The sequence below is a fragment of the Cetobacterium sp. NK01 genome (genome assembly GCF_024506395.1).
GTDB classification, from domain to species: domain Bacteria; phylum Fusobacteriota; class Fusobacteriia; order Fusobacteriales; family Fusobacteriaceae; genus Cetobacterium_A; species Cetobacterium_A somerae_A.
Genome location: NZ_JANIBO010000001.1, coordinates 918,202 through 941,883, shown reverse-complemented (window position 1 = coordinate 941,883; position 23,682 = coordinate 918,202). Strand labels below are relative to the sequence as shown.

General features: G+C 34.4%; 18 protein-coding genes and 3 rRNA genes. All 21 read left to right on the top strand.

Annotated elements, in window-relative coordinates:
• The first annotated feature begins 87 nt into the window (after positions 1-87).
• Positions 88-2,058, top strand: a complete 1,971-nt coding sequence (locus NON08_RS04710) for a sodium-translocating pyrophosphatase (RefSeq protein ID WP_256691227.1) — start codon at positions 88-90, stop codon at positions 2,056-2,058.
• A gap of 271 nt (positions 2,059-2,329) precedes the next feature.
• Entirely contained in the window at positions 2,330-3,739 is a 1,410-nt protein-coding gene (gene pykF, locus NON08_RS04705; protein WP_256690293.1) for a pyruvate kinase PykF, read from the top strand.
• A gap of 71 nt (positions 3,740-3,810) precedes the next feature.
• The gene (gene eno, locus NON08_RS04700; protein WP_023051511.1) at positions 3,811-5,118 is read left to right on the top strand and encodes a phosphopyruvate hydratase; all 1,308 of its coding nucleotides are present in this window, start codon (positions 3,811-3,813) and stop codon (positions 5,116-5,118) included.
• A gap of 114 nt (positions 5,119-5,232) precedes the next feature.
• Entirely contained in the window at positions 5,233-6,459 is a 1,227-nt protein-coding gene (gene tyrS / locus NON08_RS04695) for a tyrosine--tRNA ligase (protein ID WP_256690292.1), read from the top strand.
• Positions 6,459-6,932: a GNAT family N-acetyltransferase gene (locus tag NON08_RS04690; RefSeq protein ID WP_256690291.1), complete on the top strand. Its 474-nt coding sequence runs from the start codon at positions 6,459-6,461 to the stop codon at positions 6,930-6,932. The genes tyrS and NON08_RS04690 overlap by 1 nt, the downstream gene beginning before the upstream one ends.
• An 11-nt stretch (positions 6,933-6,943) precedes the next feature.
• Positions 6,944-7,579, top strand: coding sequence for an endonuclease III (gene nth / locus NON08_RS04685; RefSeq protein WP_256690290.1), 636 nt, complete (start codon positions 6,944-6,946; stop codon positions 7,577-7,579).
• 100 nt (positions 7,580-7,679) lie between these two features.
• The gene (locus NON08_RS04680) at positions 7,680-8,846 is read left to right on the top strand and encodes a cysteine desulfurase family protein (RefSeq protein ID WP_256690289.1); all 1,167 of its coding nucleotides are present in this window, start codon (positions 7,680-7,682) and stop codon (positions 8,844-8,846) included.
• A 26-nt stretch (positions 8,847-8,872) separates the two neighbouring features.
• Positions 8,873-9,247, top strand: coding sequence for a Fe-S cluster assembly scaffold protein NifU (nifU, locus tag NON08_RS04675; RefSeq protein WP_256690288.1), 375 nt, complete (start codon positions 8,873-8,875; stop codon positions 9,245-9,247).
• Positions 9,248-9,309: 62 nt separating this feature from the next.
• Positions 9,310-10,443: a D-alanyl-D-alanine carboxypeptidase family protein gene (locus tag NON08_RS04670; RefSeq protein ID WP_256690287.1), complete on the top strand. Its 1,134-nt coding sequence runs from the start codon at positions 9,310-9,312 to the stop codon at positions 10,441-10,443.
• Between the two features lie 200 nt (positions 10,444-10,643).
• Positions 10,644-12,156, top strand: a 16S ribosomal RNA gene (locus NON08_RS04665).
• A gap of 176 nt (positions 12,157-12,332) precedes the next feature.
• Positions 12,333-15,247 (top strand): 23S ribosomal RNA (locus tag NON08_RS04660).
• A 49-nt stretch (positions 15,248-15,296) separates the two neighbouring features.
• Positions 15,297-15,413, top strand: a 5S ribosomal RNA gene (gene rrf, locus NON08_RS04655).
• Together the 16S, 23S and 5S rRNA genes form the textbook arrangement of a ribosomal RNA operon.
• A 68-nt stretch (positions 15,414-15,481) precedes the next feature.
• Complete coding sequence (galE, locus tag NON08_RS04650; protein WP_256690286.1) at positions 15,482-16,456, top strand: UDP-glucose 4-epimerase GalE; 975 nt, start codon at positions 15,482-15,484, stop codon at positions 16,454-16,456.
• Between the two features lie 16 nt (positions 16,457-16,472).
• Complete coding sequence (locus NON08_RS04645) at positions 16,473-17,318, top strand: hypothetical protein (RefSeq protein WP_256690285.1); 846 nt, start codon at positions 16,473-16,475, stop codon at positions 17,316-17,318.
• 9 nt (positions 17,319-17,327) lie between these two features.
• Entirely contained in the window at positions 17,328-18,164 is an 837-nt protein-coding gene (gene yqeB / locus NON08_RS04640; protein ID WP_256690284.1) for a selenium-dependent molybdenum cofactor biosynthesis protein YqeB, read from the top strand.
• Positions 18,133-18,924 carry an XdhC family protein gene (locus tag NON08_RS04635; RefSeq protein ID WP_256690283.1) on the top strand — a complete coding sequence of 264 codons (792 nt, stop codon included), beginning with the start codon at positions 18,133-18,135 and terminating at the stop codon, positions 18,922-18,924. Before yqeB ends, NON08_RS04635 begins: the two co-directional genes overlap by 32 nt.
• The gene (gene moaC, locus NON08_RS04630) at positions 18,908-19,378 is read left to right on the top strand and encodes a cyclic pyranopterin monophosphate synthase MoaC (protein WP_256690282.1); all 471 of its coding nucleotides are present in this window, start codon (positions 18,908-18,910) and stop codon (positions 19,376-19,378) included. Before NON08_RS04635 ends, moaC begins: the two co-directional genes overlap by 17 nt.
• Positions 19,371-20,708, top strand: a complete 1,338-nt coding sequence (locus NON08_RS04625) for a sodium:glutamate symporter (protein ID WP_256690281.1) — start codon at positions 19,371-19,373, stop codon at positions 20,706-20,708. Before moaC ends, NON08_RS04625 begins: the two co-directional genes overlap by 8 nt.
• 64 nt (positions 20,709-20,772) lie before the next feature.
• A complete protein-coding gene (locus NON08_RS04620) occupies positions 20,773-22,674 on the top strand; it encodes an ABC-F family ATP-binding cassette domain-containing protein (protein WP_256690280.1) in 1,902 nt (633 codons plus the stop codon).
• Positions 22,675-22,796: 122 nt separating this feature from the next.
• Positions 22,797-23,165, top strand: a complete 369-nt coding sequence (gene rpsL, locus NON08_RS04615) for a 30S ribosomal protein S12 (RefSeq protein WP_023051095.1) — start codon at positions 22,797-22,799, stop codon at positions 23,163-23,165.
• Positions 23,166-23,190: 25 nt separating this feature from the next.
• The gene (rpsG, locus tag NON08_RS04610) at positions 23,191-23,661 is read left to right on the top strand and encodes a 30S ribosomal protein S7 (protein ID WP_023051096.1); all 471 of its coding nucleotides are present in this window, start codon (positions 23,191-23,193) and stop codon (positions 23,659-23,661) included.
• The last annotated feature ends 21 nt before the right edge of the window (positions 23,662-23,682 follow it).

Here is a 23,682-nt window from a genome sequence, read left to right as displayed (position 1 = left end):
AACTTTGTTTTTTCTTGAAATATCATAGACTTTCTCGTATACTTTAATCATTACTAAACATACTGGGAGGTTTTAAAAGTGGAACAAATGATCTATTTAGGAATTTTCGGTGGTATTATAGCACTATTCGCAGCATCTTTTTACTCCAAGAAAGTTCAAAGTTATGAGATTAATATTCCGAGAGTAGCTGAAATAACAGATGCAATTAGAGAAGGAGCAATGGCATTTCTTTCGGCGGAATATAAAATTTTGATTTGGTTTGTTGCGGCAGTAGCAATTTTATTAGGAGTATTTTTATCTCCAATGGTGGCATTAACTTTTGTAATAGGGGCATTAACATCAGCTTTAGCAGGTAACATTGGTATGAGGATAGCAACAAAAGCTAATGGAAGAACATCGATTGCAGCAAAAGAGGGAGGCTTATCAAAAGCTTTAGATGTGGCTTTTGCTGGTGGAGCGGTAATGGGTCTTTCAGTAGTAGGATTAGGAATGTTAGGTTTAACGATATTAATATTAATTTTTAATTGGGATGTAAGTATAATAACAGGATTTGGTATGGGAGCTTCTTCCATAGCTTTATTTGCTAGAGTAGGAGGAGGAATATATACTAAAGCGGCTGACGTAGGAGCAGATTTAGTTGGAAAAGTTGAAGCAGGAATTCCAGAAGATGATCCAAGAAATCCGGCAACAATAGCAGATAATGTAGGAGACAATGTAGGGGATGTTGCTGGTATGGGAGCAGACTTATTTGAATCTTATGTAGGATCTATAATAGCTACTTTAGCAATTGGTGCAGCTATGGAAACAAAAGAGTACTTATTAGCACCTGTAATGATATCTGCATTTGGAATAATAGCGTCAATTTTAGCAACATTGACAGTAAAAACAGAAAATCCAGATGAAGTTTATCATAAACTGGAAAATGGAACTAGAATAGCTGGAGTTTTATCGATTATTGCTTCGTTTGGAGTAATAAAATACCTTGGGCTGCCTATGGGTGTGTTTTGGGCAATTGTAGCAGGATTAATAGCAGGATTAGTTATAGCTTATTTTACAGGATTATATACTGATACAGGTAAAAAAGCAGTTAATAGAATTTCAGATGCAGCTAAAACAGGTCCTGCTACTACAATTATAGAGGGATTAGCAGTAGGAATGGAGTCAACAGTAGCTCCTATGGTAATTATATCTATAGCAATAATTGTTGCATATAAATTTGCAGGATTATATGGAATATCAATAGCAGCAGTAGGAATGCTATCTACAACAGGAATGGTAGTAGCGGTAGATGCCTATGGACCTGTTGCTGATAATGCTGGTGGAATAGCAGAAATGGCTGAATTACCACATGAAGTTAGAGAATGTACAGACAAATTGGATGCAGTAGGAAATTCAACAGCAGCAGTAGGAAAAGGATTTGCTATAGGGTCAGCAGCTTTAACAGCATTATCATTGTTTGCTGCCTACAAAGAATCGATTCAAAAATTATCAGGTAAAGAGTTTGTTTTAGATATAATAAATCCAGATGTAATAGTTGGAATATTTATAGGTGGAATGTTAACATTCTTATTCTCAGCTTTAACAATGACTGCAGTAGGAAAAGCCGCTATGGAGATGGTTGAAGAGGTAAGAAGACAATTTAGAGAAATTCCGGGAATTATGGAGAAAAAAACAAAACCAGACTATAAAAGATGTGTTGAAATTTCTACACATTCATCATTAAGAGAGATGTTATTACCTGGAGTATTAGCAGTTTTAGCACCTGTAGTCATAGGATTATGGTCACCAGAAGCACTGGGAGGATTGTTAGCTGGAGCTTTAGTTACAGGGATACTAATGGCTATTATGATGGCTAATGCAGGAGGAGCATGGGATAATGCTAAAAAACAGATAGAAGCAGGATATAAAGGTGATGGAAAAGGATCGGAAAGACATAAGGCAGCAGTTGTAGGAGATACTGTTGGAGATCCATTTAAAGATACATCAGGACCATCTTTAAATATTCTAATAAAGTTAATGAGTATAGTTTCTTTGGTTTTAGTTCCACTTTTTGTTTAGAAAAAATTAAGTCCTAGTTAAACTAGGACTTTTTTATTTAAAATAAAAGGAAAAAGTATAAAAAATAAGAAGAACAAGAAGAGATATTTTGTAAAAGTAATAAAAAATGAAGACTCTTATAAAAAAGTGGGAATAATAGAGGCAAAAAAAGGTAAAAAATAGATATTTAAGTTTCTTGACTTTAGCTAGTATATTAGATAGAATTTGAATACAAAATGCAGGGATGTAAAAAATTAAAATATAGATTAAAAACTCATTATAGGAGGGAACTATGAAAAAAACGAAAATAGTATGTACAATAGGGCCAAAAACAGAATCGGTTGAGGTATTATCACAGTTATTAGAAGCTGGAATGAACGTTATGAGAATGAACTTCTCTCATGGAAGTCACGAGGAGCACGGACAAAGAATAGTTAATTTAAAGCAAGCTATAGCAAATACAGGAATAAATGGAGCTGTTTTATTAGATACTAAAGGTCCAGAAATAAGAACAATCAAATTAGTAGGAGGAAACGATGTTTCTTTAGTAGCTGGACAAAAGTTCACTATAACTACTGATGAGACAGTAATTGGAGATTCTACAAAAGTTGCTGTAACATATAAAGGATTAACAGATGACTTAAAAGCTGGAAACATAGTTTTAATTGATGATGGATTAATTGAAATGGAAGTTGAAGAAGTTGTTGGAAACGAAGTAAGATGTATTGTAAAAAATAACGGAGACTTAGGAGAAAACAAAGGAGTAAATTTACCAAATGTTTCAGTTCAATTACCAGCTTTATCACCAAAAGATATTGGAGATTTAAAATTTGGATGTGAGCAAAACGTAGATTTCGTAGCTGCATCATTTATTAGAAAAGCTGATGATGTAAGAGCTGTTAGAGAAGTATTAGATGCCAACGGTGGAGAAAAAATAAAAATAATTTCTAAAATAGAAAATCAAGAAGGATTAGATAATTTTGATGAGATTTTAGAGTTATCTGATGGTATAATGGTAGCTAGAGGAGATTTAGGAGTAGAGATTCCTGTAGAAGAGGTTCCGTTTGCACAAAAGATGATGGTAGAAAAATGTAACTTAGCAGGAAAAGTTGTAATAACAGCTACGCAGATGCTAGATTCAATGATAAAAAATCCAAGACCAACTAGAGCGGAAGCAACAGACGTAACTAACGCAATATTAGATGGGACAGATGCAATAATGCTATCTGGTGAAACAGCAAAAGGAAAATACCCAATTGAGGCTGTAACAGTAATGAGAAAAATAGCTGAAAAAACAGATCCTTTAGTAGCTTTCCAAATAGAAAATGAAGAGGGAGTAACTATAACTGAAGCTATGGCTAGAGGTACAGTAGATGTAGCAGAGGCTTTAGGAGCTAAATTAATCGTATCAGGAACTGCATCAGGAAGATCGGCAACAGCTTTAAGAAGATATTTCCCAGAAGCATTTATATTAGCAATAACAAACAATGAGAAAACATACAATCAAATGATTTTAACAAGAGGAGTAATCCCTTGTTTAGATACAACAGCTAAGAATTTAGAAGAGTTCTACATTTTAGCAGAAGCAAAAGCTTTAGCATTAGGACTTGTAAAATCAGGAGATATAATAGTTGCATCATGTGGAGAAGAAGTATTCAAAGCAGGAACAAGTAACTCAATGAAAGTTATTAAAGTAAAATAAACATTACATAAATTTTGAGACTTAATTTTAAAGTATAAACTTTTATAAAATTCTAAGGAGGATTTAAAGAAATGACTAGAATAGTTGAAGTTAAAGGAAGAGAAATTCTTGATTCAAGAGGAAACCCAACAGTTGAGGTTGACGTAATATTAGAATGTGGAGCTATGGGAAGAGCAGCAGTTCCATCTGGAGCATCTACAGGAGCTTACGAAGCAGTAGAATTAAGAGACGAAGATAAATCTAGATACTTAGGAAAAGGTGTTTTAAAGGCAGTAAACTATGTAAACACTGAAATTAAAGAATTAGTAATCGGAATGGACGCAACTAACCAAGTAGCTATCGATAAAGCTATGATCGAGTTAGATGGAACTCCAAACAAAGATAGATTAGGAGCAAACGCTATATTAGGTGTTTCTCTAGCGGTAGCTAAAGCAGCAGCAGAGGCTTTAGGACAACCTTTATACAAATACTTAGGAGGAGTTAACGCTAAAGAGTTACCTTTACCTATGATGAATATATTAAACGGAGGAAGTCATGCTGATTCTGCAGTAGACGTTCAAGAGTTTATGGTTCAACCAGTTGGAGCTAAGACATTTGCTGAGGCAATGAGAATGGGATGTGAAATATTCCACCACTTAGGAAAAATTTTAAAAGCTAACGGAGATTCAACAAACGTTGGAAACGAGGGTGGATATGCACCAGCTAAAATCAATGGAACAGAAGGAGCTTTAGACATTATATGTCAAGCAGTTAAAGCAGCAGGATATGAGTTAGGAACTGATATTACATTTGCTTTAGACGCAGCAGCAACTGAGTTCTGTGTTGAAAAAGAAGACGGATCATTTGAGTACCACTTCAAAAGAGAAGGTGGAGTAGTAAGAACTACTGAAGAAATGATCGAGTGGTACGCTGGATTATGTGAAAAGTATCCAATTAAATCTATCGAAGATGGATTAGGAGAAAATGACTGGGCTGGATTCCAAATGTTAACTGCAAAAGTTGGAAAGAAAGTTCAAATTGTTGGAGACGACTTATTCGTAACTAACACTGAGAGATTAGCAAGAGGAATCGAAATGAAAGCTGCTAACTCAATCTTAATTAAATTAAACCAAATAGGAACTTTAACTGAGACTTTAGATGCAATTGAAATGGCTAAGAGAGCTAACATGACTGCTGTAATTTCTCACAGATCTGGAGAAACTGAGGATGCTACAATAGCTGATATCGCTGTTGCAACAAACGCAGGACAAATTAAAACTGGATCAACTTCAAGAACTGATAGAATGGCTAAATACAACCAATTATTAAGAATTGAAGAGGAATTAGGATCAGTTGCTCAATATAACGGAATTGAAGTATTCTACAATACAACAAAGTAATTAATTAATATTACACAAAGAGAGACTAGAGAGTCTCTCTTTTTTATTAACCCTTTAAAAATAGGGCCCTTTATGTTACAATAGAAATAAAATTAAAATATGGAGGAAATAAAAATGTCAAATGTTTTTGAAGTTTTAAAAGATCGTGGATACATAAAACAAATGACTCACGAAGAGGAGATAAAAGAGTTACTAGCAAAGGAAAAAGTAACATTTTATATAGGATTTGATCCAACAGCAGATAGTTTACATGTAGGACACTTTATAGCTATGATGTTTATGTCACATATGCAACAACATGGACATAGACCAATAGCTCTAATCGGTGGAGGAACTGCTCAAATAGGAGATCCAAGTGGAAGAACTGATATGAGACAGATGATGACGGATGAAATTATTGCTCACAATGTGGCATCTATAAAAAAGCAAATGGAGAAATTTATTGATTTCTCTGATGATAAAGCTTTATTAGTAAATAATGCTGATTGGTTAAGAGGATTAAACTATATTGATTTCATAAGAGATATTGGATCTCAATTCTCTGTAAATAGAATGTTATCTGCAGAATGTTTTAAATCTAGAATGGAGAACGGAGGATTATCATTTTTAGAATTTAACTATATGTTAATGCAAGGATATGACTTCTTAGTTTTAAATAGAAAATTTGGATGTACTATGCAATTAGGTGGAGATGATCAGTGGTCTAACATGATCGCAGGAGTAGATTTGATTAGAAAAAAAGATAGAAAACAAGGTTATGCAATGACGTGTACTTTACTAACTAATAGTGAAGGAAATAAGATGGGAAAAACAGCAAAGGGTGCTCTATGGTTAGACCCGGAAAAGACATCTCCATATGAATTTTATCAATATTGGAGAAATCTTCCAGATGCGGATGTTGCACAACCGTTAGCTTTACTAACATTCTTACCTATGGATGAAGTTAGAAGACTTTCATCGTTAGAGGGAGCTGAAATAAACGAAGCTAAAAAAGTGTTAGCTTATGAGGTAACAAAAATTGTTCATGGAGAAGAGGAAGCTGAAAAAGCAAAGCAAGCATCAGAAGCATTATTTGGTCAAGGTGGACTTGATTTAACAAATGTTCCGACATCAGAGGTAGAAGATGATGTAATAGGTAAAGGTATTGTTGACGTAATGGTGGAATTAGGTCTATTAAAAACTAAAAGTGAAGGAAGAAGACTTGTTCAACAAAATGGTTTAACTATAAATGATGTAAAAGTAACTGATTTTGCTATGGAAATAACAAAAGAATTATTTGTAGATGGTGCAATGATGATAAAACAAGGAAAGAAAAAATACAATAGGGTTGTTATAAAGTAGTGATAGTAATAAGAGAAACTACGACGGAAGACATAGAAAATATATATAATCACCTGAATTTAAACTATGTAAAAAAATATTGTAAAAGTAGTGAGGAAGAGCAAAAAAAAAATCATGAGAGATGGTATAAATTTTTAATAAGCTCACCAAATTATGCAATGTTTACTGTCGAAGACTTAAAGGGGACTTTTTTAGGAAATGTAAAATTTCAACTGGATGAGGAATTAGAAAGTGCAGAAATTTCTTTATATTTAGCTGAGTGCATAAGAGGGAGAGGATATTCTACAACAATAGTTAATGCAAGCATAGACGAATTGAGATTTAAGTATCAAAATTTAAAATATGTTGTAGCTTATATTTTAGAGGAAAACGATAGATCGATTTTATGCTTTGAAAAAGCTGGATTTCACTTTAAAGGTCAAATAGAACATGGTGGTATTGATTATTTTTTATATATGAAAGTTTTCGATTGATGGAGGAAGTTTTGAAAAAAAAGGAAAGAGCTTTAAAAGTAATTGAGATTCTAGAAAGTAAATTTGGGCATCCTAAGTGTGCTTTAAATTATAAAACTCCTTTTGAACTATTGGTAGCGGTTATATTATCAGCTCAATGCACAGATGTGAGAGTAAATATTGTAACTGAAAAGATGTATAAAATTGTGAATACTCCTCAACAATTTGCCTCTATGCCTTTAGAAGAGATAGAAGAGTTAATAAAAAGTACGGGGTTCTATAGAAATAAAGCTAAAAATATAAAATTATGCAGCCAGCAGTTGATTGAAAAATATAATGGAGAAGTTCCTGAAGAAATGAATGAATTAACTGGATTAGCAGGAGTAGGACGAAAAACTGCAAATGTAGTAAGAGGAGAAATTTGGAGATTGGCAGATGGAATAACTGTGGATACCCATGTAAAAAGATTAACAAATTTAATTGGATTGGTAAAAGAACAGGATGTAATAAAAATAGAAAAAGAATTGATGAAAATAATACCAAAAGAGTATTGGATAGACTTTTCTCATTTTTTAATTCTCCAAGGTAGAGATAAGTGTATTGCAAGAAGACCAAAATGTTTAGAATGTGAAATAAAAGCCTATTGTAAACATGGTGAAAAAATATAAAAAAGTCTATAAAAAAAGTTTTTAATTGTTGACATATATGGTAAAGAATGTTATTATCTTAGTGTAAGAATATAAATGATAACTTAAGGAGACGATAACTATGAGAGTTTATCTGGATAATAATGCTACTACAAAAATGGATCCCAAAGTATTAGAAGCTATGATGCCTTTTTTAACAGAGGAATATGGAAATGCTTTTAGTATGCATCTTTTTGGAAAAGAAACGGGAATAGCTGTTTCAGAAGCAAGAGAAAAAATTGCAACTTTATTAAAAGTTAAACCAGAAGAGATTATATTTACATCTTCAGGAACTGAATCAGATAACATTGCAGTTAGAGGAGTAGCTAAGGCATATAAAAATAGAGGAAATCATATAATAACAAGTTCAATAGAGCACCCAGCTATAAAAAATACATTTAAAGATTTAGAGCAAGATGGATATAAAGTAACGTTTATACCGGTAGATAAGAATGGTGTTATTGATATAAAGAAATTAGAAGAAGCAATTACAGCAGAAACTATTTTAATATCAGTGATGCATGCAAATAATGAGGTTGGAACTATTGAGCCTATAAAAGAAATATCAGAGATAGCTAAAAAAAATAGAATTTTACTTCATGTAGACGCAGTTCAGAGTGTTGGAAAAATACCTGTATATCCTAAAGAGTTAGGTGTAGATTTGTTGACATTTTCAGGACATAAGTTCCATGGACCTAAAGGAATAGCTGGTCTTTATATAAGACAAGGTGTGAGAGTAGCTAGAACAATAACTGGTGGAGGACAAGAGAAGAAACTGAGACCAGGAACAACAAATACACCAGCTGTAGTTGGAATGGCAAAAGCTTTAGAAATTGCTTGCAAAGATATGGATATTGAAATAAAAAGAGAACAGGAATTAAGAGATTATTTTGAAAGTGAAATTGTAAAAAGAATTCCTGAAGTAGTTGTGAATGCCAAGTCCGTAGAAAGACTTCCAGGAACTTCAAGTATAACTTTTAAATATTTAGAAGGAGAATCAATTCTGCTATCATTAAGTTATTTAGGAGTAGCTGTAAGTTCTGGATCAGCTTGCTCGTCAGATGAATTACAAGCTTCTCATGTTTTACTAGGGATGGGAATAGAGCCAGAGTTTGCTCATGGAACAATAAGATTTAGCTTAGGAAAGTATAATACAAAAGAAGAAATTGATTATACAATTGAACAAGTTGTAAAAGTTGTAGAAAAATTAAGAATGTTATCCCCTTTATGGAATGAATATAAAAAATAAAACAATTGAAAACTAAGGAGAAAATTATGCAATATTCAGAAAAAGTAATGGATCATTTTATGAATCCAAGAAATGTAGGAACAATGGAAAATCCTGATGGATACGGTAAAGTTGGAAATCCATCTTGCGGAGATATCATGGAGATATTTTTAAAGATAGAAAATGATATAATAACGGATGTTAAATTCAGAACTTTTGGATGTGCTTCAGCAATAGCAACATCATCTGTGTCAACAGAGATGGTTTTAGGTAAAAATATTCACGAGGCATTAGATATAACAAATAAAGTTGTAGCTGAAGCTTTAGGTGGATTGCCAGCAACAAAGATGCACTGTTCAGTATTGGCAGAAGAGGCGTTAAAAGAAGCTATTGAAGACTACTTGGCTAAAAAACAAAAATAATGTATAATATTTAGGAACTGCTTCAGTGTAGTTCCTAAATTTTTTATTTGGAGGAAGAAGCTATGAAAAAATTAGTTGTAATTTTCGTATTAATTGCATCAACAGTATCTTTTTCAAAGAATGTTCAAAGTAAAGTTGTGAAAGATAATATTCCAGATTACAGAGCTTATATACTAGGCGACGATAAAGGCAACATATTTTATCAGGAAAATGCAACGCACATGTATCCATTAGCTTCTGTAACTAAAGTTATGACTATATTAGTCACTTTGGATGAGATAAGAAAAGGAAATATAAGTGTGTATGATGAGGTTCCTATAGATTGGGAAATTTTAAGCGTTGGGGGAAGCTCAATTCCTATGGAAAGTGGAGAAAAAATAGTTGTTTTAGATTTATTAAAATCAGCAGCTATAAAATCAGCAAATAATGCAGCTTATGCTTTAGCTAAACATTCTGGGAAGGGGAGTATTCCTAGGTTTGTTGATATGATGAATGCAAAAGCAAAAAGTTTAGGATTAGAAAATGAATTGGAATTTCATACACCTGCAGGATTACCAGATCATATGACTAGAAAAAAATTAGATATGGGAACAGCTCACGGAATTTATAAATTATCTATGGAAGCTTTAAAATATCCAGAATACATAGCAATTGCTAGACAAAAAACAGCAGAAATAAAAAATGGTGGTTATAGATTAAAAAGTACGATTCATCTTTTAGGTAAAGAAGGAATATATGGTTTAAAAACAGGGTATCATACTAAATCTAGATTTAATATAACAGTTTTAAGCGATAAAGATAGTGCAAATATAATAACGGTGGTAATGGGTGGAAAATCTCCTAAAATAAGAGATAATAAAATTTTAACGTTAAATGAAAAGTTTCATGAGAATTATAAAAATAAAGATATTATAAAAAAAGATATACCAGTTGTGTCTATTCCAATTTCAGGTGGATATATTTCAGAAGTAAAAACATATGGGACTAAGTCATTTTCTAAAATTGTAAAAAAAGATGCAGATGTCTCAATAGTAACAGAAAGAGAGAAAAAATTAGTAGCTCCTTTAAAAGCTGGTACAATAGTGGGGAGTTACAAGGTGTTGGTTAACGGAGAGGTAGTATTTAAAGATAATTTAATCGTAAAAAAAGATGTTGAAAAAAAGAAATTTATGGACAAAATAATGGATATTTTTTAAAAAATAAAAAAAATGTTGACTTAGTTTAAAATTTATGATACTATAATTTTTGTCAGCGGGAAACACCGCCGGCAAGAATTATGGAAAAGGACATTAACAACCGAATAGAGAAAATAGTCAGAAGTTATGAAAATAACAAATGCCAGAAATGGCAAACCAATAAATGGTGTAAACGTAAGTCTTAGGACTTTAAATATATTTGAATGAAGAGTTTGATCCTGGCTCAGGATGAACGCTGACAGAATGCTTAACACATGCAAGTCGATTCGATTTACCTTCGGGTAATGAGGATGGCGGACGGGTGAGTAACGCGTAAGGAACTTGCCTCTTGGTCTGGGACAACTGTTGGAAACGACAGCTAATACCGGATATTATGAGATTCTCGCATGGGAAACTTATGAAAGCTATATGCGCCAAGAGAGAGCCTTGCGTTCCATTAGCTAGTTGGTGGGGTAACGGCCCACCAAGGCGACGATGGATAGCCGGCCTGAGAGGGTGAACGGCCACAAGGGGACTGAGACACGGCCCTTACTCCTACGGGAGGCAGCAGTGGGGAATATTGGACAATGGGCCACAAGCCTGATCCAGCAATTCTGTGTGCACGATGAAGGTCTTCGGATTGTAAAGTGCTTTCAGTTGGGAAGAAGAAAGTGACGGTACCAACAGAAGAAGCGACGGCTAAATACGTGCCAGCAGCCGCGGTAATACGTATGTCGCAAGCGTTATCCGGATTTATTGGGCGTAAAGCGCGTCTAGGCGGAAAAATAAGTCTGATGTTAAAATGCGGGGCTCAACTCCGTATTGCGTTGGAAACTGTTTTTCTAGAGTACTGGAGAGGTGGGCGGAACTACAAGTGTAGAGGTGAAATTCGTAGATATTTGTAGGAATGCCGATGGAGAAGTCAGCTCACTGGACAGATACTGACGCTGAAGCGCGAAAGCGTGGGGAGCAAACAGGATTAGATACCCTGGTAGTCCACGCCGTAAACGATGATCACTAGGTGTTGGGGGTCGAACCTCAGCGCCCAAGCTAACGCGATAAGTGATCCGCCTGGGGAGTACGCACGCAAGTGTGAAACTCAAAGGAATTGACGGGGACCCGCACAAGCGGTGGAGCATGTGGTTTAATTCGACGCAACGCGAGAAACCTTACCAGCGTTTGACATCCTAAGAAGTTTCCAGAGATGGATTCGTGCCGGCTTGCCGGAACTTAGTGACAGGTGGTGCATGGCTGTCGTCAGCTCGTGTCGTGAGATGTTGGGTTAAGTCCCGCAACGAGCGCAACCCCTATTGTATGTTGCTACCATTAAGTTGAGCACTCATGCGATACTGCCTGCGATGAGCAGGAGGAAGGTGGGGATGACGTCAAGTCATCATGCCCCTTATACGCTGGGCTACACACGTGCTACAATGGCTAGTACAGAGAGTTGCCAACCCGCGAGGGTGAGCTAATCTCTTAAAGCTGTTCTTAGTTCGGATTGTACTCTGCAACTCGAGTACATGAAGTTGGAATCGCTAGTAATCGCAAATCAGCATGTTGCGGTGAATACGTTCTCGGGTCTTGTACACACCGCCCGTCACACCACGAGAGTTGGTTGCACCTGAAGTAGCAGGCCTAACCGTAAGGAGGGATGTTCCTAAGGTGTGATTAGCGATTGGGGTGAAGTCGTAACAAGGTATCCGTACGGGAACGTGCGGATGGATCACCTCCTTTCTAAGGAGACTAACTTTTTCTCTATTCGATTGATAGTGTTCTTTACTATCAAACTTGGACATTGGAAACTATATAGTAGATATTGAGAAAATATTCTAAATTAACTAACAATTCATTTTTAAGTCAATCTTAAATTGAGTAGTTAGTCTGTCTAAATAATATGAATTATATTACAAGGTTAAAATATTAAGGGCACACGAAGGATGCCTAGGAAGTAAGAGCCGATGAAGGACGTGGTAAGCTGCGATAAGCTTGGTGGAGTTGCAATCGAACTGTGATGCCAAGATTTCCGAATGGAGAAATCTGCTAAGATGGAGTCTTAGCACGAAAGAGGGAACCGGGTGAACTGAAACATCTAAGTAACCCGAGGAAAAGAAAGTAAAAACGATCCCCTAAGTAGCGGCGAGCGAAGCCGGGTGAGCCCAAACCGTAGATGTGCCAAGGATGCAGCCGTTGCATCTACGGGGTAGCGGGAAGATCGTCTGAAGAACTGCAAGGTATTCGACATTATGATACGCCGAACTGGAAAGGTCTGGAAAGGCCTGCCGTAGAGAGTGAAAGCCTCGTACAGGTAAACCGTATCAAATGTATGATCTCTCCCAAGTAGCACGGAACACGAGGAATTCTGTGTGAATCTGCGAGGACCATATCTCGTAAGGCTAAATACTCTTACTTACCGATAGCGCATAGTACCGTGAGGGAAAGGTGAAAAGAACCCCGGGAGGGGAGTGAAATAGAACCTGAAATCGTGTGCTTACAAGCGGTCAGAGCCCTTTGGGGTGATGGCGTGCCTTTTGGAGAATGATCCTGCGAGTTACGTTCAGTGGCAAGGTTAAGTTTAACGGAGCCGAAGGGAAACCGAGTCTGAATAGGGCGACATAGTCGCTGGGCGTAGACGCGAAACCTGGTGATCTAAGCCTGTCCAGGGTGAAGCTGTGGTAAGACACAGTGGAGGCCCGAACTCACCGCCGTTGAAAAGTTGGGAGATGAGGTAGGTTTAGGGGTGAAAAGCCAATCGAACCAGGAGATAGCTCGTTCTCTCCGAAATGCATTTAGGTGCAGCCTTGAGTGTTCAATTATGGGGTAGAGCACTGAATGACCTAGGGGGCATACTGCTCAGCGAAGTCAATCAAACTCCGAATACCATAATTCTAGAGCTCAGGAGTGAGACTATGGGAATTAACTTCCATGGTCAAAAGGGGAACAACCCAGACCACCAGCTAAGGTCCCTAATTATAACTAAGTGGGAAAGGAGGTGGAGATTCACAAACAACCAGGAGGTTGGCTTAGAAGCAGCCATACCTTTAAAGAGTGCGTAATAGCTCACTGGTCGAGAGTCTCTGCGCCGACAATGTAACGGGGCTAAGTTATAAACCGAAGCTGTGGAGTTGCGTAAGCGACTGGTAGGAGAGCGTTCTGTAGGCCGTTGAAGGAGAATCGACAAGAGACTCTGGAGGTATCAGAAGTGAGAATGCAGGAATAAGTAGCGAGAATGGGGGCGAGAATCCCCCACGCCGGAAGACCAAGGGTTCCAGGGTAAAGTTTGTCTCCCCTGGGTAAGCCGGGTCCTAAGCCGAGGCTAGATTGCGTAGGCGAATGGAAAACAGATTAATATTTCTGTGCCACTGATATCAAGTGATGGAGGGACGCAGGAGGTTATGCACGCTGGCGAACGGAAGTGCCAGTTCAAGCATGTAGCGTGGTCTAGTAGGAAAATCCGCTAGACTAAACGTGAGGTGTGATGAGGAGTCGTAAGATGGAAGGTGCAAATACCACACTGCCGAGAAAAGCTTCTAAGCGTTATAAAGATATTAGTGCCCGTACCCCAAACCGACACAGGTGGTCAGGATGAGAAATCTAAGGCGGACAGGCTAACTCTCGTTAAGGAACTCTGCAAAATAGCCCCGTAACTTCGGGAGAAGGGGTGCCTTTATGGTGAGCGTACACGCGACGCAAAGCTATGAGAGGCCGCAGTGAAGAGTCTCAGGCGACTGTTTAACAAAAACACAGGTCTATGCTAAGCTGTAAGGCGACGTATATGGGCTGACACCTGCCCAGTGCCGGAAGGTTAAGAGGAGGAGTGAGAGCTCCGAATTGAAGCCCCGGTGAACGGCGGCCGTAACTATAACGGTCCTAAGGTAGCGAAATTCCTTGTCGGGTAAGTTCCGACCTGCACGAATGGTGTAACGATCTGAGAGCTGTCTTGACGGGAGGCCTGGTGAAATTGTATTACCGGTGAAGATACCGGTTACCTGCAGTAGGACGGAAAGACCCCATGGAGCTTTACTGTAGCTTGGTATTGGGTTTTGGCATCGTATGTATAGGATAGTTGGGAGACTAAGATGTGTGGTCGCTAGATTACGCGGAGTCACTGGTGGAATACCAACCATACTATGTCGGAATTCTAATTTGAGGTTTGTACCCTCGAAGACAGTGCTAGGTGGGCAGTTTGACTGGGGCGGTCGCCTCCGAAAGAGTAACGGAGGCGTTCAAAGGTTCTCTCAGGTTGGATGGAAATCAACCGTAGAGTGCAATGGCATAAGAGAGCTTAACTGCGAGACTGACGGGTCGAGCAGGTGCGAAAGCAGGACATAGTGATCCGGCGATTCCGAATGGAAGGGTCGTCGCTCAACGGATAAAAGCTACCCTGGGGATAACAGGCTGATTCTACCCGAGAGTCCATATCGACGGTAGAGTTTGGCACCTCGATGTCGGCTCATCGCATCCTGGGGCTGGAGAAGGTCCCAAGGGTTGGGCTGTTCGCCCATTAAAGCGGTACGTGAGCTGGGTTCAGAACGTCGTGAGACAGTTCGGTCCCTATCCACTGTAGGCGTTAGAGTATTGAGAAGATCTGTCCTTAGTACGAGAGGACCGGGATGGACAAACCTCTGATGTACCAGTTGTCACGCCAGTGGCACAGCTGGGTAGTCACGTTTGGAACAGATAACCGCTGAAAGCATCTAAGCGGGAAACTGACTTCAAGATAAGTACTCTTTAAGATACCTTCGAGACTAGGAGGTTGATAGGTTGGGGGTGTAAGAGTTGTGAGACTTTTAGCTGACCAATACTAATATATCGAAGTTTTAACCTTAATATACTACTATATAGTTTCAAGTGTTCAAGAACACAAATAAATATTGATTGGCAACGATAGCTATGGAGGTACACCCAGTAACATTTCGAACCTGGAAGTTAAGCCCATAAACGCTGAAAGTACTTGGGGGGCAGCCCCCTGGGAGGATAGGAAGTTGCCAATCTTTTTTTATTTTTTGTAAATTTATGCTATAATTTAGTAAACCAAAAATAAATTATAGAGAGGTGTTACATGAAAAATATATTAGTAACTGGTGGAGCAGGTTATATTGGCAGTCATGCAGTAGTGGAGTTATTAGATTCAGGATATAATGTTATTGTTTTGGATAATTTAGAAAATGGATATATAGAATTAGTTGATAAAAGAGCAAAGTTTTATAAAGGTGATATAAGAGAGATATCTTCTTTTGAAAATGTTTTTAAAGAAAATCAAATAGATGCAGTTATGAATTTTGCAGGATATATAAAGGTTGGAGAAAGTGTTTCTGAACCTAATAAATATTATTTGAACAATACTTATGGTGTTATGAATATAATAGAAGTTATGAGAAGATACGATGTAAAAAATATAATATTTTCATCGACAGCAGCTGTTTATGGAGAGGTAAAATGTGAAGGATTAGTTTATGAAGATTATCCAACAAATCCAATAAATCCTTATGGTGCAAGTAAGCTTATGGCAGAAAGAGTTATAATAGACGCTGCAAAAGCATACGAAATGAATTACTCAATATTTAGATACTTTAATGTTGGAGGAGCACATGAAAAGTATCATATAGGTCAAAAAGGAGAAGGAGTAACTGCATTAATTCCTATTATATTACAGGCAGCAAAAGGAGAAAGAGAAAAGTTAAGTATTTATGGAAATGATTATCCAACAAAAGATGGGACAGGAATAAGAGATTATATACATGTGGTTGATTTAGTAAGAGCTCATATTGCCGCATTACCGTCGCTAGAAAAAAATATTAGTGGAATTTATAATTTAGGTAATGGAAATGGATTCTCAGTTTTAGAGATGTTAAATGCTGCAAAAAATATAACAAAAATAGATATAAAATCAGAAGTAGTTGATAGAAGAGCGGGAGATCCAGCTTCGGTAGTTGCTGCTAGTGAAAAAGCAAGAGAAGTATTGGGGTGGCAACCAGAGTATACAGATGTTAGTAAAATAATTGAAACAGCATGGAATTGGTATAAGAGTCTTTAGAGATAGGAGATAAATCATGGAATTTTTTAAAAAATTTTTTACAAAACAAAAGATAGAAGATGTGAGAAAAAATGAACAAAATTGTGAAAAAATCCAAAAAAATTTAGATTGTAATAGCGAAAATTGTGGATGTAAAATGTGTGAACATAAAGATGAAAAAAATGGGGACTATTTAAAAAATATCTGTATTCAAATTGAGACGATTCCATGCGAACCAAATCCTTATTTTGTAGTAAACGATGAGAGTGCAAAGTTTTTTGAAGAGTTTGAAATTAGAATGACAACCATCTATAGAATGTATAGTATAAACAGTATTTTTTTAAAAGAGTATCAAAAAGTTTCAAGAGAATCATTAACTTCTACAAGAAATAATGAAAAAGAATTTTCTAAATATAGTAAATGTTACTTTATAAATAATAATGCTTTTAAAGAGATACATCATATGAGCAATTTATTAAATATTTTTATGATATTTGAAGTATTATTAAAAAATATAACTAAAGATTTAGCTTATGATAAACATTTAGAATTAGAAGAGATACAAAATAAAAATATGTCTTATTTGAATAGTTATATTTTATTTTTAGAAGATGCTATGGAAAATAAGTTTTTTTTGGATGAAAGAGAAAAAAATTTCATAGGAATTGTTAGAAAAATTAGAAACGACTATCTTCATGATTATATGACAGAGATTCCAGAATCAATTGAAAAAGAGATTGTAAAAATTTTTAATTTAAGAGAGGGAAAAAGAATTGTTGTAGATGAATATTTTATAGAAAATACTTGTAAAATATTTGGTGATATAGCTAAGAGATTAGAAAAAGCTTATTGGGAATATAAAAATAAATTTCTTGAAAAATAAGGAGATATTATGTTGACTATAGTTAGAGGAGCAGGGGATTTAGCGACAGGGGTTATTCATAGATTATATAAAAGTGGATTTAAAATGTTAGTTTTAGAGATAGAAAATCCAAGCGCAATAAGAAGAACAGTATCGTTATGTGAATGTATTTATAGTAATGAACAAACAGTAGAAAATATAAAGGCAAAAAAAGTAAAATCATATGAAGAAATTGAAAAATGTTGGAAAAATAGAGAAATTCCAATAGTTATAGATCCTAATGGAGAATGGATAGAAAAATTAAAACCAGATATAGTAGTAGATTCAATTATAGCAAAAAAAAATTTAGGAACAAATAGAAGTATGGCTCCTCTGACTATAGGATTAGGACCAGGTTTTATAGCAAAAAAAGATGTTGATATTGTGATAGAGACAATGAGAGGACATAATTTAGGAAGAGTTTTAGAAGAGGGGAGTGCTCAAGAAAATACTGGAGTTCCAGGAGATATAGGAGGAGTGACTGTTGAGAGGGTTATTTATTCTGAAAATTCTGGATTATTTAAAGAAATAAAAAAAATAGGAGATATTGTAAAACAAGGAGATATATTAGGAGAGGTAGAGAATATTCCTGTTTATGCTACAATAGATGGCCTATTAAGAGGTATAATTAGAGATGGTTATGTAGTTAAAAAAGGATTGAAAATAGCAGATATAGATCCAAGATTAAATCAATATAATAATTGCTTTACAATTTCAGATAAAGCGAGAGCTCTTGGTGGAGCAGTTTTAGAGGCAATACTGAGTAATATTAACATTCCAAAAAAGGGGGAAGAAAATGGATTTAAATATTTTAGAGAAAATTTTTGAAGTTGTTAAATCAGGGAAAAAAGTAGCTCTAGTGACATTGACTAAATCAAGTGGTTCGACTCCTAGAAAAGAAGGAACTTTAATGGGAGTATGGCAAAATGATTTTGTAGGAACTATTGGTGGGGGATTAATAGAGCATAAAGTAATAAATCAAGCAAGAAAAAGTTTGGAAGAGAATGAAAATCAAAGTTTTAATTATGATTTAGTAAAAGAATCTGAGCTAGGAATGAGCTGTGGTGGTAGTGTAGAGGGATATATAAAAATAATCTCTCCTAAAAATAGAATTGTTATAGTCGGAGCAGGACATATAGGACAAAAGATTTATGAAATTTTAAAAGAGTCTGATTTTGAAAAAGTAATATTAGATGATAGACCTGAAAGTAAGTTATTATTAACGGGCATTAAAATAGGAAATTATTCTGAGCTTATAGAAAATTTAGAAGAGAACGAAAATACTTATTTTATTATTGTAACTAAAGGTCATGCAACAGATGAAGAAGCTTTAGAATCAATTTTAAAGAAAAAATGTAAATATATCGGTATGATTGGAAGTAAGAAAAAGGTAATTGAAATTAAAAAGAATTTAAAAAGTAAGAATTTAAATATACCAGAAAATAAATTTTATTCTCCTATTGGATTAAAAATATCTGACGGAAGTCCTTTTGAAATTGCAATTGAAATTGTGGCAGAAATATTAAAAGTAAAAAACGAGGGTGAATTAGTTCATAGGAGGTTAGTAGAAGATGTTAACACACTTTAATGAAGATGGAAAAGCTATAATGGTAGATGTAACCGAAAAAAAAGAAACAAAAAGAGTAGCAGTTACAACTGGAAAAATTACAATGAATTTAGAAACTTATAAAAAAGTAAAAGAAGGAACAATTGAAAAAGGTGATGTTTTAGGTGTTGCTAGAGTAGCAGCAATAATGGCAGCTAAAAAAACTAGTGAATTAATACCAATGTGTCACCCACTTTTTTTAACAGGAGTAGAAGTTGATTTTAATTTTTTAGATGAAAGTTTGACTATTGAATCAAGTGTAACAGTTAAAACTTTTGGGAAAACAGGTGTTGAAATGGAAGCTTTAACAGGAGTATCTACAGCACTTTTAACGATTTACGATATGTGTAAGGCTATGGATAAAACAATGTTAATTAGTGATATAAAGTTATGTAAAAAAACAGGGGGTAAATCTGGAGAATTTATAAATGAATAATTTTTTAAATATAACTGCATATCTAAGCATTTTATTAATACTAGGAATAGTTATAAAGAGCAAAGTAAAAATATTTCAGGAACTGTTTATACCAGCTTCTGTAATTGGCGGGGTAATTGGTTTAATTATAGGACCAGATTTTTTTGGAAAATATTATGATATAATACCTAAAGATTGGATTAATGAAATAAGATCTATACCAGGAATTTTGATTATACCTATTTTAGTATCTATTCCTTTAGGTATGGAGTTGGGAAGAAAAAATAAAGTCTTTCAAAATACAGTAAATACAGGTGGAATATTATTTTTGGTAACATTTATACAATTATTTATAGGATATTTTATTAACTTTATTTTTGATAAAGTGTTTAGTATTAAATTATATAAAAGTTTTGGATCTGAATTAAACTCTGCGTTTGCAGGTGGTCATGGAACAGCTGGAGTAGTGGCTAGAACATTAAAAGAACTAGGAAGTGATTATTGGGAATTAGCTCAAGGAGTAACAGTAACACTTGCTACAATTGGATTGGTTACAGGAATTATTTTTGGTATATTTCAAATAAAAAGAAAATTTGGAAATGTTTTAACAAATTCAGTATTGTCTGAATATAAAAGTGGATATATAAAAAACAGAGAGAAGCAAGCTATATTAGGAAAAGAAACTATGCTAACAACAACGGTAGACACTTTGGCTTATCATCTAGCTATTATTTTTTCTGTTTCTGGTTTAGCTATAATAACATTAAACATATTTAAAAAACTTCAAATTCCATTATTATCAAAATTAACCATTTGGTCATTTGGTATGATAGTTATGTTTTTTATTTGGAAGATAATGATAAAATTGAAATTAGAATGGAGTGTAGACTCTAAAGTAAAGGGAAAAATAACAGGAACATTAACAGAGTTTGCGATAGTTTCAGCAGTGGCAACAATTCCTTTAAAAGGCGTTATAAGCTATATATTTCCAATTGTAGTTACTAGTTTAGTTGGATTTTTAATTACTTGGACAGTGATATATCAACTTTCTAAAAAATATTTTAAAGATTATCATTTAGAAAGAACTTTAGCGATGTTTGGAACATCAACAGGAGTATTTATAACAGGTTTATTGCTGTTAAGAATATGTGATCCTAAACTAGAAACGCCAGTTTTACAAGATTATTCATTAGGATTTTCAATAACAGCATTATTAGGACCAATTTTAATAGCTGTATGCATTCAGTTAAGCTTTACATATAACTATTTTTATCCAATGGGACTTTTAATAGTTTTAATTAGTTTAACAATTTTGAGTCTAGAATATTATAATAAAGGAGTGGAAAGATAAATCCACTCTTTTTTTAAAGTTATGGTATAATTAAAGGGATAAATATATAAAAAGGAGAATGATGATGGCTTTACTAAGTGTAAATAGTTTATATAAAGGCTTTTCAGGAGAGTCTTTACTAAAAGATATTACATTTTCAATAGATGAAAAGGATAGAATTGGAATAATAGGCGTTAATGGAGCAGGAAAATCAACATTAATAAAAATGATGATGGAATTAGAAGAAGGAGACCCTAATCCAGAAACAAATGAAAGGGGAACAATTTCTAAAAAAGGTGGATTAAAAATAGGATATCTTTCTCAAAGTATAAATCTAAACAAAGAAAATACAATTTTCGATGAGCTAATAGGTGTTTTTTCCAATTTAAAATCAGATTACGAAAGAATAAAAGAATTAAATAATTTAATTGCAAATGACTTAGAAAACTTTGATAAACATATGGAAGAATTAGCTGTTTTAAGTAGTAGATATGAGCAAGAGGAAGGGTATGTAATTGAGTATAAAGTAAAACAGATATTAATAGGTCTAAGTATTCCAGAAGAGATGTGGAAAGTACAAATAAAAGATCTTTCAGGAGGTCAGCAATCAAGAGTAGCTTTAGGAAAAATTTTATTAGAAGAACCAGAGTTATTAATATTAGATGAGCCAACTAACCATTTGGATTTAGTAGCAATTGAATGGTTAGAAAAATTTTTAAAAGATTATCCAAAGGCCTTTGTAGTTATATCACATGATAGATATTTTTTAGATAATATAGTTAATAGAGTTTTTGAAATAGAAGGGAAAACATTAAAAGCTTATAAAGGTAATTTTTCTGAATATGTTATTCAAAAAGAAGCTTATTTATCAGGAGCAGTAAAATCTTTTGAAAAAGAGCAGGATAAAATTAGAAAAATGGAGGAGTTTGTAAGGCGTTATAAAGCTGGGCAAAAATCAAAGCAGGCTAGAGGAAGACAAAAACTTTTAGATAGAATGGAGAAAAGTGATAATCCAATCATAGGAGTAAGAAAGATTAAACTTAAGTTTGAAGTTGAAACTCCAAGTGTAGATAAAGTTTTAGAATTAAAAAATTTAAGTATGAGTTATGGAGAAAAAAGACTTTTTGATAATTTGAACTTAACAGTTTTTAGAGGAAATAGAATTGGAATAATTGGGAAAAATGGAGTTGGAAAATCAACTATTTTAAGAATTGTTAATGGATTAGAGAAGGCTAAATGTGGAGATGTGCAACTAGGTGAAAGGGTAAAAATAGGTTATTATGATCAAAATCACCAAGGATTAAAAATGGAAAATACAGTACTAGAAGAGTTATTGTACACTTTTCCAATGAGTGATGAAGAGGCGAGAACTATAGCTGGTGGATTTCTATTTTCAGCAGATGATGTAGATAAAAAAATAAAGTCTTTATCTGGAGGAGAAAAAGCTAGAGTAGCTTTTATGAAATTAATTTTATCAAAGCCTAATTTTTTAATACTAGATGAACCCACAAACCACTTAGATATTTATTCCAGAGAAATATTAGAAGAAGCGTTAGAAGAATACGATGGAACAATTATTGTTGTATCTCATGACAGATATTTTTTAGAAAGTGTTGTTAATAATATATATGAAGTTACTAAAGATGGGGCAACTTTATTCAAAGGAGATTATGAATCATATATTTCACAAAAGGATAATGTAAAACAAAAAGATGAAACAGCAGGTTTAAATTATGAAGAGCAAAAAAGAAATAGAAATAGAATAACAACTTTAGAAAAAAAATATAAAAAATTAGAAGAAGAGATTGAAACGCTAGAAAGTGAAAAAAGTGATTTAGAAAAAAAATATGAAATTGCTGGAAGAAAGAATAATTTAGATGAATTAATGGATATTCAAAAAGAGATAGATTTGAGAGATGAGAGAATTCTAAATGCTATGGAAAGCTGGGACGAAACAGCTCTAGAGCTAGAGGAATTAAAAAAATAGTTGTAAAAAAATAAAATTGTGGTAAAATTATCTTTGACTTTTTGCAATAAAGCGATTATAATACTAAAGTTAAATATTATTTAAAAATAATAAATAAAAAAATTCAGAGGAAGGAGGGTAAAATGCCTACTTTAAGTCAATTAGTAAAAAAAGGAAGACAAACTCTAGAAGAGAGTAAAAAATCACCAGCATTACAAGGAAACCCACAAAGAAGAGGAGTGTGTGTAAGAGTTTATACTACTACACCTAAGAAACCAAACTCAGCTTTAAGAAAGGTTGCCAGAGTAAAATTAACTAACGGAATCGAAGTAACTTCATACATCCCAGGAGAGGGACACAACTTACAGGAGCACTCAATCGTTCTAGTAAGAGGAGGAAGAACAAAAGATTTACCAGGAGTTAGATATAAAGTTATCAGAGGAGCTTTAGATACAGCTGGAGTTGCTAAGAGAAAACAATCAAGATCTAAATACGGAGCTAAGAAAGCGTAATAATTATTAAGGAGGTGGACAGTAAATGTCAAGAAGAAGAGCAGCAGTAAAAAGAGATGTATTACCTGATTCAAGATATTCTGATAAAGTTGTAACTAAAGTTATCAACTCTTTCATGTTAGATGGAAAAAAGTCAATCATTGAAGGAATATTCTATTCTGCAATGGATTTAATAAAAGAAAAAACTGGTCAAGAGGGGTACGATGTATTTAAGCAAGCATTAGATAACATTAAGCCACAGATCGAAGTAAGATCAAGAAGAATCGGAGGAGCTACTTATCAAGTTCCAGTAGAAGTAAGACCTGAGAGACAACAAACTCTTGCTATTAGATGGTTAACTACTTATACAAGACAAAGAAAAGAGTATGGAATGATCGAAAAGTTAGCAGCAGAATTAATAGCAGCAGCAAACAATGAGGGAGCTACTATTAAGAAGAAAGAAGATACTTACAAAATGGCAGAAGCTAACAGAGCTTTCGCACACTACAAGTTCTAATTTCAGTCGTAATTTAAAATT

Excerpts from the sequence above, each read along its gene's own strand:
- NON08_RS04710 (WP_256691227.1), top strand. The coding sequence starts at position 88 with ATGATCTATTTAGGAATTTTCGGTGGTATTATAGCACTATTCGCAGCA.
- pykF (WP_256690293.1), top strand. The coding sequence starts at position 2,330 with ATGAAAAAAACGAAAATAGTATGTACAATAGGGCCAAAAACAGAATCG.
- eno (WP_023051511.1), top strand. The coding sequence starts at position 3,811 with ATGACTAGAATAGTTGAAGTTAAAGGAAGAGAAATTCTTGATTCAAGA.
- tyrS (WP_256690292.1), top strand. The coding sequence starts at position 5,233 with ATGTCAAATGTTTTTGAAGTTTTAAAAGATCGTGGATACATAAAACAA.
- NON08_RS04680 (WP_256690289.1), top strand. The coding sequence starts at position 7,680 with ATGAGAGTTTATCTGGATAATAATGCTACTACAAAAATGGATCCCAAA.
- nifU (WP_256690288.1), top strand. The coding sequence starts at position 8,873 with ATGCAATATTCAGAAAAAGTAATGGATCATTTTATGAATCCAAGAAAT.
- NON08_RS04670 (WP_256690287.1), top strand. The coding sequence starts at position 9,310 with ATGAAAAAATTAGTTGTAATTTTCGTATTAATTGCATCAACAGTATCT.
- galE (WP_256690286.1), top strand. The coding sequence starts at position 15,482 with ATGAAAAATATATTAGTAACTGGTGGAGCAGGTTATATTGGCAGTCAT.
- NON08_RS04645 (WP_256690285.1), top strand. The coding sequence starts at position 16,473 with ATGGAATTTTTTAAAAAATTTTTTACAAAACAAAAGATAGAAGATGTG.
- yqeB (WP_256690284.1), top strand. The coding sequence starts at position 17,328 with ATGTTGACTATAGTTAGAGGAGCAGGGGATTTAGCGACAGGGGTTATT.
- NON08_RS04635 (WP_256690283.1), top strand. The coding sequence starts at position 18,133 with ATGGATTTAAATATTTTAGAGAAAATTTTTGAAGTTGTTAAATCAGGG.
- moaC (WP_256690282.1), top strand. The coding sequence starts at position 18,908 with ATGTTAACACACTTTAATGAAGATGGAAAAGCTATAATGGTAGATGTA.
- NON08_RS04625 (WP_256690281.1), top strand. The coding sequence starts at position 19,371 with ATGAATAATTTTTTAAATATAACTGCATATCTAAGCATTTTATTAATA.
- NON08_RS04620 (WP_256690280.1), top strand. The coding sequence starts at position 20,773 with ATGGCTTTACTAAGTGTAAATAGTTTATATAAAGGCTTTTCAGGAGAG.
- rpsL (WP_023051095.1), top strand. The coding sequence starts at position 22,797 with ATGCCTACTTTAAGTCAATTAGTAAAAAAAGGAAGACAAACTCTAGAA.
- rpsG (WP_023051096.1), top strand. The coding sequence starts at position 23,191 with ATGTCAAGAAGAAGAGCAGCAGTAAAAAGAGATGTATTACCTGATTCA.